Consider the following 10,915-nt stretch of genomic DNA (forward strand, 5'->3'; position numbering starts at 1 on the left):
CGGAGCGGTCAGCCCTCCTCGGGAAAGAGCCCCGCGAAGGGCACGACGGTCACCGCCGCACCGTTGAGCAGTGACCGGGCCGGTCGGTCGGCGTCGCCGACCCCCGCGAGTGCCAGCTGCCCCACCAGCAGCGGCCCCCGGGTCCGGATCCGCAACTCGTCGCCGTCGCGGACCGCCTCGATGATCGTGTCACCGTCCACGTCGTGCACGACCGTGCGGCCGTCCACGGCACCCCAGCAGACCAGGGTGACTTCCCGGAACGGCCCGTCGTCGACTGTGACACCGGGTGCGACGAGCGGCAGCAGCGCGCCCCGGCGCACGTACAACGGCAGCCGGGACAGCGGCACCCGCACCCGCAGATGCCGGCCGCCCGCATTCAGCTCGCCGGTGGTGGCGTCGAACCAGTCGTCACCGACGGGCAGGTACACGTCCCGCACCCCGGAGGCGTCGGTGACCGGCGCGACCAGCAGGTCCGTCCCGAGGCGGTACTGCAGGTCGGTCGTCCAGGCCGTCGGATCCTGCGGGGTGTCGACGAGCAGGGCCCGCATCATCGGTACGCCGGTGCGGGCCGCCCGTACCGCAGCGGACCAGAGGTACGGCATCAACCGGTAGCGCAGCCGCAACGCGGCCACCGCGAGTCGTTCCGCCTCGGCCGGGAACTCCCAGGGCAGCCGGCTGGTGGTGCCGTGCAGCCGGACCAGGGGTGACAGGGCACCGAACTGCGACCAGCGTACGTAGAGGTCGGGGTCGGGGGTGCCGTGGAAGCCACCGGTGTCGTGGCTCCAGAACGGCACCCCCGACAGGCCGTGCGACAGCCCGCCACGCAGCGTGCTGGCCAACGCCGGCCAGGTGGCGTTGACGTCGCCGCTCCACTGGGCGCTGTGCCGCTGCCCACCCAGGTACGACGAGCGTGCCCACACCGCCCGGTGGCCGGCCACCTCCTCGGTGACGCCGGCGACCACGTCGTTGAAGAGCAGCGCGTACACGTTGTGCAGGTCGACGCCGCTCATCCCGTTGTGGGCCACCGCGTCGGCGGGCACCCCCTCGGCGAAGTCGGTCTTGAACACCGCCACGCCCTGGCGCAGCAGGGGTCGCAGCAGCCCGGTGAACCAGTCGACAGCGGCCGGGTTGGTCAGGTCGACGATGGCCGAGGCCGGGTAGCTGCCGTGCCACACGTCGGCGACGTACGTGCTGCCGTCGGGGCGACGCAGGAAGTACCCGGCCGCCTCGGCCTCGGCGTAGAGCGGGCTGGCCGTCATCAGGTAGGGGTTCATCCAGAGGCAGACCTTGAAGCCCTGCTCGGCCAGGGTGCGCAGCATTCCGGCCGGGTCGGGGAAGGCCTCGGTGTCCCAGCGCAGGTCCGACCAGTTGCCGGCGACCTGCCAGTAGCAGTCGAGGTGCAGCACGTCGCAGGGGATGTCGCGCTCCCGGATGCGTCGGGCCCGCTCCAGTACCCGTTCCTGGCTGTCCGGGTAGAAGCCCGAGGAGACCCAGGTGCCGAAGGTCCAGCGCGGCGGAAGGTACGGCCACCCGGTCAGCTGCCGCAGGCGATCCAGCACCTCGGCGGGGGTCGGCCCGGCCAGCACGTAGTAGTCGAGCAGGTCGTCGGGGACCAGGATCTGCACCGCGCTGTGGGTGGACTGGCAGACGTCGAACTGCACCGGCAGCCCGCTGTCGACAAGCACCCCGTAGCCGCGGCTGGACAGGTAGAACGGCACGTTCTTGTGCGCCCGGTCGGACTCGCTGCCGAAGGCGTCGAAGTTCCACATCAGGGCCCGCTGGCCGCGTTTGTCCAGCGGGGTGAACTTCTCGCCGAAGCCGACGAACCGCTCGTCGCCGGGGGCGACGAAGCTTTCGTGCCAGGCGACGCGGACCCCGTCGGTGGTGGAGTGTCCGAACGGCAGGGTGCGTTGCCGGCCGCTGATGTCGACGGTGCCCGGGTCCTGCTCCAGCAGCAGCGAACCATCGGGGCGCAGGAACCGGATGTGCCACGGGTCGAGCCGGATCTCGGCGATCAGCGCGCCCGCGTCGACCCGTACCTGCCGGTCGTCGACGGTGACGGTGGCCGGGTGCGCGCGGGGGTGCACCAGCGGCATCAGCCGGGCCGATCGGCTGCGGGCCTGGGGATCCTCGGCCAGGCGTACCCGGATCATCCCGTCGCCCGCCGCGTCGACGCGCACCACCGCCGTCACCCCGTCGGCCAGCACCGCCTTGACTGTCGCACCGTGCGCGTCGGTGCCGGCGACCTCGGCGCGGCTCACCACGGCGGGGCCGCCCTCGCCGGGGGCGCGCACCGGCAGGTCGGGCGGGTCGGCGACGAAGGTCTCGTAGGGCACCAGCGGCGGGCGGTACGGCATCAGCTCTCCTCGACGGGGGTTCGCAGCGGTGCCGTCAGTTTCTTTAACTACCCAACGAACTGTCAACGACAGTCGTGAATGTGGCCAGATGTCGGGCGGTTGACATGCGCAGAGATGATCCATAGTTTGGACGGATCCTCAACTAAAGCGGCGGGCTGGTGATGCTGATGTGGACCGACGGCCCGCTCTGCCACGGCGGTGACTACAACCCCGAGCAGTGGCCGGCGCAGGTCTGGACCGAGGACGTCGCGTTGATGCGCCGGGCCGGGGTCAACCTCGTCACCGTAGGGGTGTTCGCCTGGTCCCGGCTCGAACCGGCACCCGGCCGGTACACCTTCGACTGGCTCGATCAGGTGCTCGACCTGCTGCACGCCGGTGGCGTGCGGGTCGCCCTGGCCACCCCCACCGCCTCGCCACCACCCTGGTTCTCTCTGGCCCACCCGGGTGCGCTGCCGGTCACCGCCGACGGGATCCGGCTGCACCACGGCAGCCGGGACACCTACTGCGCCGCCACCCCCGCCTACCGCGAGGCCGCGCTGCGCGTCACCACCGCCCTGGCCGACCGCTACGCCCACCATCCGGCGCTGGCCGGCTGGCGCGTGCACAACGAGTACGGCACCACCTGCCACTGCGAGCACACCGCCCGGGCGTTCCGGCGCTGGCTGGCCGTCCGCCACGGTGACCTGACCGCCCTCAACGACGCCTGGGTCACCAGCTTCTGGAGCCAGCACTACTCCGACTGGGCGCAGATCAGCACCCCCCGGGCCACCCAGTACCTGCCCAACCCCGGCCAGCTGCTCGACTTCCGTCGCTTCTGGTCGGACACCCTGCTGACCGCGTACATCGAGCAACGCGACAGGCTGCGGGCGGCGAACCCGGCACTTCCGGTCACCACCAACTACGTACTCGGCGACTGGGTGCCGGTCGACCACGCCCGCTGGGCCACCGAGGTCGACCTGGTCGCCGTCGACCACTACCCGTCCGCCGTCGACCAGGGCGCCGAGGAACAGACCGCGCTCGCCGCCGACCTTGCCCGTGGCTGGGCCCGACACGCCTCCCGCCGCCCTGCCGCTTCGCCGCCGGCCGGTGGTACGCCGCCCCCGTCGGCCGCTGCCGCGTCGACGTGGTTGCTGATGGAGAGCGCGCCCAACCAGATCCACACCGCCGGACGGATGCACACCAAGGAACCAGGGCGGATGATGCGACACAGCCTCGCCCACGTCGCCCGCGGCTCACACGGTGCGCTGTTCTTCCAGTGGCGGGCACCGGTCGGCGGTGCCGAGCGCTTCCACTCCGCCCTGGTGCCGCACGCCGGCCCGGACAGCCGGGTGTTCCGGGAGACCGTCGCACTCGGTGCCGCGCTACGGCAGCTCACCGAGGTCCGTGGCGACGTCGAGGCGTCGGTGGCGCTCGTTGTCGACGCGGCCAGCGGCTGGGCGCTGCGCCATCCGGGCATGCCGTCGACCCTGCCGGACCACCACGACGAACTCGCCGCCGCGCATCGTCTCCTCTGGCGCGCCGGTTACGGCTGCGACACCGTCACCCCCGGCGACGCTGTCGACGGCTACCGGATGCTCGTCCTGCCCGCCCTCTACCTGATCGACGACGCCACCGCCGACTGGCTGCGCGACTACGTCCACACCGGCGGCCACCTGCTGGCCACCTACCTCAGCGGCGTCGCCGACGAACACGCCCGGGTGCGTCTCGGCGGCTACCCCGGCGCGCTGCGGGACCTGCTCGGGGTGCGCGCCGAGGAGTTCCACCCGCTGGACGCGGACGACCACGTCCGACTCGACGACGGCGGTACGGGGCGGATCTGGGCCGAGACGCTGCGCCTGGCCGGTGCCGACACCGTGGTCTGCTACGCCGGAGGCGTACTCGACGCGATGCCTGCGGTCACCCGGCACCGGGCCGGCGCCGGCACCGCCTGGTACCTGTCCACCCGACCCGACGACGCCACCTACCGGCGGCTGCTCGACAGCGCCGCCCGGGCGGCCGGCGTCACCCGCGTCTGCCCCGGCGCACCCGAGGGAGTCGAGGCGGTACGGCGCCGCGACGGCGACGTGAGCTGGCTGTTCCTGCTCAACCACACCGACCACGAGCAGCGCGTACCAGTGCGGGGAGTGGAACTGCTCACCGCGACACATGTCGAGCGGGCGGTGACCCTGCCACCCGGCGGCGTCGCGGTGCTCCGGGAGCACAAGGGTTGATCCGTCGGCCCCGGCTGGCTAGTGTCGAAAGCAGCGCGTCGGGAACGCGTCGAGACTCGCCGGTAGGCTTGAAGCCACCCCCACCACCTCCTTCGAGCGACGGACACCGAAGCTCATTTCCGCCCGTGCGGGTCCGGGCGAGAAGCGAGGTGCCGTGTGAAGGATCTGCCCGACAACCCCAGCCTGGACCACCTGCGTCAGCAGGCCAAGAATCTGCTGGCCGGCCTGCGCGACATCGACCCGGCCGCGACGCTGACCACCGCACAGACCCGGCTGGCCGAGCAGTACGGCTTCCCCAGCTGGACAGCGCTGAAGACCGAGGTCGACCGGATGCGCGGCCGGGCCGAGACCGCCGAGGTGTCGCTGGCCCGCGCGATCGCCGACCGCTACGGCCTCGGCGACGTGGTCGCCGAGATGCGCACCGTCGCCCGCGCCGACGACATGGGACGCCGGTGGTCGCTGGTGACGAACCGGGGCCGCTGGGCGGTGCGGACGATGGACACCTGGTGGCCCATCGTCGACGCCGAGACCGACGTGGCGTTGCAGCAGGCCGCCGCGGCCGCCGGTGTGCTGCTGCCCGCACCGGTACGCAGCCGCGCGGGCCGGATCGTCGAGACGATCGGCGGGCACCACTGGCGGGTCTACGAAGGGCTGCATTCCGGGCCACCACTGCTCGCCCCGGCCCGTTCGTCGGTCACCCGTGCGGTCGGCGGTGTGCTCGCCACGATCCACGGGCTCCGCCTGCCGGTGGATCGGGTCAGCCCGTGGCACGGCACCCGGCTGGCCACCGAGAGTTGGCCTGAACTCGCCGCCAACGCCGCAGCCCGACACGCCGGCTGGGCTGCCGCGCTCAGCGCCGCGGTGGCCACCCTGACGGAGCTCGACGGGATCGGCAGCGACACCGAGACGCCGGAACCTGTGCTCTGCCACAACACCCTGGGTCCGGCGAGCACCCGGCTGGCCACCAACGGCCGGCTCGTCGTCGTCGGCTGGGAGCACGCCGGCGGTCAACCGCCGGGCTGGGAGCTGGCCAACGCACTGCTGAACTGGGCCGTGGTCCCCGGTGGGACGGTGCACGTGGCAGGTGCACGCGCGCTGCTCGACGGGTACCGCGCGACAGCCGGAACCCTGCCGCCGCTGGACCTGGCCGCGTTCCGCGGCGCGGTCACCAGCCTCGCCAACTACGTCTTCGGTCAGGTGAGCGGCGCCCTCAACGCCCCCGACGACGAGGAGCGGCGGTACGCCGACCGCAGCGTCGCCCACCTGCTGTCGCAGCTACCCACCCGCGCGGTCCTGGAGCAGCTGCTGGAGGCGGCCACCGGGGCGGTGCGCCGCTGAGCGTGACCGCACTGTCCGACCGGTGGCGGTGCGGACGATCGGCTCGGCCCGGGGCGGTGCGAACGCGTCGGGCTCAGCCGGTGGCGACGGCGGCGCGGGAACGGTCGGCGGCGATCCGCACCGCCATCGCCGCCAGCACCGTGCCCATCACCATCCGCTGGACGCGCAGCCACAGCGGTCGCCGGCCGAGGAAACCAGCGATGCCACCGGCGGTGAGCACGATGAGCGTGTTCACCGTCAACGCCACGGCTATCTGGGTCAGCCCCAGCAGCAGGCTCTGGCCGGCGACGTTGCCGCGCGCCGGGTCGATGAACTGCGGCAGCAACGACACGTACAGGATGGCGATCTTCGGGTTGAGCAGGTTGGTGACCAGTCCCATGGTGAACAGCCGCCGGGCCGGATCCGGCGGCAGCGGCGCCGGGTTGAACGGCGACTGCCCACCCGGACGCAACGCCTGCCACGCCAGCCACAGCAGATACGCCGCGCCGGCCAGCTTGACCGCCGTGTACAGCGCCGGCACCAGTACGAACACGGTGGCGATGCCGGCCACCGCCGCACCCAGGTAGACCCCGAACCCGGCGGCGACGCCGAGCAGCGAGATCAGCCCGGCCCGCCGACCCTGGGTCACCGAGCGCGACACCAGGTAGACCATGTTCGGCCCCGGCGTCAGCACCATCCCCAGGGCGACAAGCCCGATCCCGATGATTCCCGCAGTACTCACCATGCCCGTGACCCCCGTTCCCCCGTGTTGCCTGAGCCTAGTACTCCAACGTCACTTCGCTCGGAGTATTAGCTGGCCGTCGTCGGCCCGGCTGAGCCTGGATGTGCGGCATGCCGGGTGGCCTCTTCCTGGGAGTACTGGGACCAGGCTGTCGACGGATGGGATGCCTACCGTGGTCGACATGGCGAATTCGAGACTGGGGGCTCTGTTCAGCGTGACCTGCGGCGTCCTGTTGCTCGTGGGTTGCTCCGCCGAGGCGGGCAGCGGTGGTGCCGCTGCCGACGACGCGGCGCCGCACCGCGGTCCGGCGTCCGCGCCTTTGGCCACAGCCGCACCGACTGCGACGCCACCGGTGGGGGCCGGCGACGTGTCGCCGCACCCGTACGTCGGGATGTGGGTGACGGCCGACGGGCACATCCGGCAGATGCTGCTGCCGAACGGCCGCTACGACGAGGCCCGAGGTGAGCGGGAGAGCGCCTACACGGGTTCCTACCAGGTCGTCGGGACCCGGATCGAGTACGTCGACGACACCGGATTCAGCGCGGACGGCACCTTCGGCGGGGACGTGCTGCACCACGCGGGATACGTCTTCTACCGCGCGGGTAGCGACGCGCATCGGCAGGCGAGGGAGGGACGATGATGAAGGACAGTGCCACGCAGCACAGCCGGCGGCTGCTCCTGACCGCAGGGATCGTCGGTGGAGTGACGGCCCTGGCCGGGGCCGGCGCGGCCTCGGCGGCCCCGGCTGAGCGGGCCGGCGGGCGCGGCCCCGGGAAACCGGGCGAGGAGGGCCGCAACCGGGCGGCGGTGTTGCGTGCCTTCGCGCGGCAGAACGCGGGCGGCGACATCTACGAGATTCTCCACGACGACGTCCGGTGGGCGATCGTCAATGGTCGCACCTACACCTCCAAGGCCGAGTTCCTGGTGGAGGGTTCGGCACCGATCCTGGACCGGCTGGCGTCGATCCTCAGGATGACGATCAGGGGCATGTGGACCGAGGGTGACACCGTGATCATCCGGTTCGAGGGTGACGCGACGGCCACCGACGGCGTCGACTACCACAATGAGTACTGCTGGATCTGGCAGATGCGCGGCGGCAAGGTGGTGCGTTGCCACGCCTTCCTGGACATGATCGCGGTGCGAGAACTCATCGAGCGCGTCGAATTGCCCTGAACCGACGTACGAGTCCAGGTCAGCGGAGCCAGCGACTGACGGCCAGGGTGCCCAGCAGCCGCAGTGCCTCTGCGCTCTGGCTGTGCGGCTCCGCCCGGTACACGATCAACTGCTGGCCGCTACCAGCGCAGACCGAGCTGACAAAGCACTACCAGGCTGACGGGGAATTCCGACCGGGCCCGTGACGCTGCGCCATCGGGAGACGGCGTTCACGTTACGGTTGTCCTGGGAGGTGGCGAGGTTGGACCTGCGGTGGGAAGCGTCGGTCGAGGCGCAGATCAGGTCGGCCCAGGAGCGCGGCGAGTTCGACAACCTGCCCGGTGCGGGCAGGCCGATCGCCGGCCGGGGCCTGCCCTACGACGAGTCCTGGTGGATCAGGAGTTTCCTGGAACGCGAACAGGTACCGACCGACCTGCTGCTGCCCACTCCGCTGCTGCTGCGTCGCCGCATCGAGCAGCTACCGGACGAGGTCCGTGACCTGCCCACCGAGGAGGCCGTGCGGGCGGTCGTGGCCGAGCTGAACGCGGAGGTGCTGGCCTGGCTGCGTAACCCGTCCGGTCCCCGGATCGCGGTACGTCCGGCCGACGCCGACGCGGTGGTGCAGCGGTGGCAGGACGAGCGGCGGAAAGCGGTCCCGCCCACACCCGTCGCCGCACCGACGGTGCGGCGACGGCGTTCCTGGTTCCGCCGCCGCCGAGCCGCGTGATGGCAACGCTGCGCACCCTGCTCGGCAGGTCCGCTGAGCGGTTTGTCCGCCACCGGTCCGGTCGACCCGACACCAGCCAGGCCCACCCATGAACACTGCCGCCGGAAAGCAGTTGCCGATCACTGTCTACAGCCGGCCCGGCTGCCCCTACTGCTACCTGCTGCGCCGCAGCCTCAAGCGTCGCAAGCTCGCCTTCACGGAGGTCGACATCTGGACCGACCCGGCCGCAGCAGCAGCCGTACGCGCGGTCGCTGACGGCAACGAAACAGTCCCCACCGTGCACGTCGCCGGGCAGTGGTTGGTCAACCCGCGGGCGGCGCTCGTCGCCACCCTCGCCCGACCCTGACACCGGGCACCAGTCGGACCGGCGACATCGACGGCGAACTCGCTGAACCGACTTCAGCCCCACTAGGACGAGCCGCCAGCCGCTGCCCGGGCAGCTTGCTCGATCTTCGCCCGGTAGGTCGCCCGGGCCGCAGTGTCGGTCTGTTCCTCGTACTCAGCGTTGAGCCCGGTCCGGCCGCCGAGCTGGTCTTGGTCGGAAACCTCGTCCGCCCGGTAAGGGGGCGGACCCGGCGAGCCGTCTCTCATCGTCCCGTAATGCCCGCCCACGTTCTCCGAACACGCACGCCAACCACACAGGCCCCGCGTCCGCCGACCGCTCGAACTGATTTATTGAGTTTCCGTTTACAAAAATCCATTAATTATCCGGGCGGGATCGGACATAACGCATGCACATCATAATGACGGTTAATGTGCGTAATCACTTACGCTGGTGTAAGTGGCGTACTGACCGGGGCAGTGGCGATCGCCGACCTCGCTCGGGCATAGGGTGGGCGGCATGGCGCTGCGACTTGTGCAGGTGAACTTCAAGGCGCGGGACGAATCAGCCCTCGGCCGGTTCTGGGCGGACGCGCTCGGCTGGGGCGTCTCCATCGAGGAGCCCGGCGTGGTCAACGTCGAACCCGTGGGCTTCGCCTGGCCGGACCCGACAGCCGTCTGCATCGACGTCGTCATCGTCCCGGATCCGGAAACGGTGCGGTACCGCGCGCACCTCGACCTCGCCACCACCTCTGAGGCACATCGGGCGGAGCTGGTGAGCCGCCTGGTGGACCTCGGCGCGACGCCTGCGGACATCGGTCAGGGCGACGTCCCGTGGACGGTGCTGGCCGACCCGGAGGGCAACGTGTTCTGCGTGCTGGAGCCTCGGGAGATGTACCGGGACACCGGGCCGATCGCCGCCGTGGTGGTCGACTGCGCGGATCCGCGGGCCATGGCCCGGTTCTGGGCCGAGGCGACGGACTGGACCCTGCACGAGGTGACCGACGACCATGCGCGGTTGCGGTCGGCCCAGGGCGTCGGACCGTACCTGGAGTTCCTGCGCAAGCCGGGGCCGAGGAGTTGGTGGAGCCGGGTCCACCTCGACCTGAAGCCGTACGCCGGTGATGATCAGGCGGCGGAGGTGGCGCGACTGGAGGCGCTCGGCGCCACAGTCGTCGATGTCGGCCAGGGCGACGTGTCGTGGCGGTGCCTGGCCGACCCCGAGGGCAACGATTTCTGCATCCTCAGCCCAGGCTGACGCCGGCCACCCAGCGGCCGTGCCGCCGCAGGCTCGCGGACAGCGGATCCGGACGGAAAACCGGTTGAGCCTCGCCCGGGCGTCGCCATAGGTTGCCGACGACCCGTCGCACTGAAGACAGAGGACACATACCCGCGTGACCCCGCCTGCTCTCTGAACCTGACACCTCTTCCGCTCTGGTAGCCGACGTCCCCGTCGGCCTCGCCGGGCCGCCCTCGCGCGCCCGGTCGTACAGCGCTTGAGGCCGCGCGCAATCGGCCTCGTGTCAGGTCTTCGGAGCAATCGTGTCTTCACAACCTCATATCGTGCTGCCCTGGTTCGTCCGTCGGACCAGGCTGCCGCTGCTGTCGCTGCGGTGCGTGGACTGCCGGTCGGAGTCGGCCACCACCGGCCCCGGCAGGTTCCGCGTCAACGCCAACCACAAGTTGCTGGACGTGTGGCTGCTGGTCCGCTGCGTGTCCTGCGATCGGACCAGCAAACTGACCGTGTACGAGCGAACGCCGGTCAGCTCCTTCGATCCGGCCGAGCTGACCGGCTACCGGGTCAACGACTCGGAACTGGTGGCGGCCACGCTGCTCGATCCGCAGTTCGCCCGGCGTAACCGGGTCACCCTCGACTGGACCGGAGCCTGGCGGCTGGTGGCCCCGCCGGCAGCGCTCGACGTCGCGTGGCCCGTCCAGGTGGACGTCGCCTTCGACGACCCGGTTCCGGTACGCCCGCAGAAGCTCATCGCGCACGGGCTCGGACGATCGCGTACCAGCCGATGCGGCGGGCGTACCGGACCTGCTTGTCGGCCAGCCCACGGCGGGCCGCGCCCGCGATGGCTGAGCT

The 10,915-nt window shown here is 71.3% G+C and carries 10 protein-coding genes; 8 read left to right on the forward strand and 2 right to left on the reverse strand.

The window, feature by feature from the left end:
* Positions 1 to 8 precede the first annotated feature (8 nt).
* Entirely contained in the window at positions 9 to 2,357 is a 2,349-nt protein-coding gene (locus tag AB0I71_RS05280) for a TIM-barrel domain-containing protein (RefSeq protein WP_357581989.1), read from the reverse strand.
* Between the two features lie 161 nt (positions 2,358 to 2,518).
* On the opposite strand from AB0I71_RS05280, the gene AB0I71_RS05285 reads away from it, so the two are divergent.
* Both AB0I71_RS05285 and AB0I71_RS05290 read left to right on the forward strand, forming a co-directional pair.
* Complete coding sequence (locus AB0I71_RS05285; RefSeq protein WP_357582020.1) at positions 2,519 to 4,567, forward strand: beta-galactosidase; 2,049 nt, start codon at positions 2,519 to 2,521, stop codon at positions 4,565 to 4,567.
* A gap of 156 nt (positions 4,568 to 4,723) precedes the next feature.
* Positions 4,724 to 5,905 carry a phosphotransferase gene (locus tag AB0I71_RS05290; protein WP_357581990.1) on the forward strand — a complete coding sequence of 394 codons (1,182 nt, stop codon included), beginning with the start codon at positions 4,724 to 4,726 and terminating at the stop codon, positions 5,903 to 5,905.
* 73 nt (positions 5,906 to 5,978) lie between these two features.
* Here AB0I71_RS05290 and AB0I71_RS05295 read toward each other — a convergent pair whose 3' ends face one another.
* Positions 5,979 to 6,629, reverse strand: coding sequence for a LysE family translocator (locus tag AB0I71_RS05295; protein ID WP_357581991.1), 651 nt, complete (start codon positions 6,627 to 6,629; stop codon positions 5,979 to 5,981).
* Between the two features lie 178 nt (positions 6,630 to 6,807).
* Here AB0I71_RS05295 and AB0I71_RS05300 point away from each other — a divergent pair, with 178 nt between their 5' ends.
* The 6 genes from AB0I71_RS05300 to AB0I71_RS05325 all read left to right on the forward strand — a co-directional run.
* Positions 6,808 to 7,266, forward strand: a complete 459-nt coding sequence (locus AB0I71_RS05300) for an Atu4866 domain-containing protein (RefSeq protein WP_357581992.1) — start codon at positions 6,808 to 6,810, stop codon at positions 7,264 to 7,266.
* Entirely contained in the window at positions 7,263 to 7,799 is a 537-nt protein-coding gene (locus AB0I71_RS05305; RefSeq protein WP_357581993.1) for a nuclear transport factor 2 family protein, read from the forward strand. Before AB0I71_RS05300 ends, AB0I71_RS05305 begins: the two co-directional genes overlap by 4 nt.
* 181 nt (positions 7,800 to 7,980) lie before the next feature.
* On the forward strand, positions 7,981 to 8,505 hold the full coding sequence (locus AB0I71_RS05310; RefSeq protein ID WP_357581994.1) for a DUF1992 domain-containing protein: 525 nt from the start codon (positions 7,981 to 7,983) through the stop codon (positions 8,503 to 8,505).
* Positions 8,506 to 8,593: 88 nt separating this feature from the next.
* Positions 8,594 to 8,851 carry a glutaredoxin domain-containing protein gene (locus AB0I71_RS05315; RefSeq protein ID WP_357581995.1) on the forward strand — a complete coding sequence of 86 codons (258 nt, stop codon included), beginning with the start codon at positions 8,594 to 8,596 and terminating at the stop codon, positions 8,849 to 8,851.
* Positions 8,852 to 9,346: 495 nt separating this feature from the next.
* Positions 9,347 to 10,084 carry a VOC family protein gene (locus AB0I71_RS05320; protein ID WP_357581996.1) on the forward strand — a complete coding sequence of 246 codons (738 nt, stop codon included), beginning with the start codon at positions 9,347 to 9,349 and terminating at the stop codon, positions 10,082 to 10,084.
* Between the two features lie 305 nt (positions 10,085 to 10,389).
* On the forward strand, positions 10,390 to 10,915 hold a 526-nt coding region (locus AB0I71_RS05325; protein WP_357581997.1), incomplete at its 3' end, for a DUF1062 domain-containing protein.

Source organism: Micromonospora sp. NPDC049891 (assembly GCF_040660295.1).
GTDB lineage: Bacteria > Actinomycetota > Actinomycetes > Mycobacteriales > Micromonosporaceae > Micromonospora.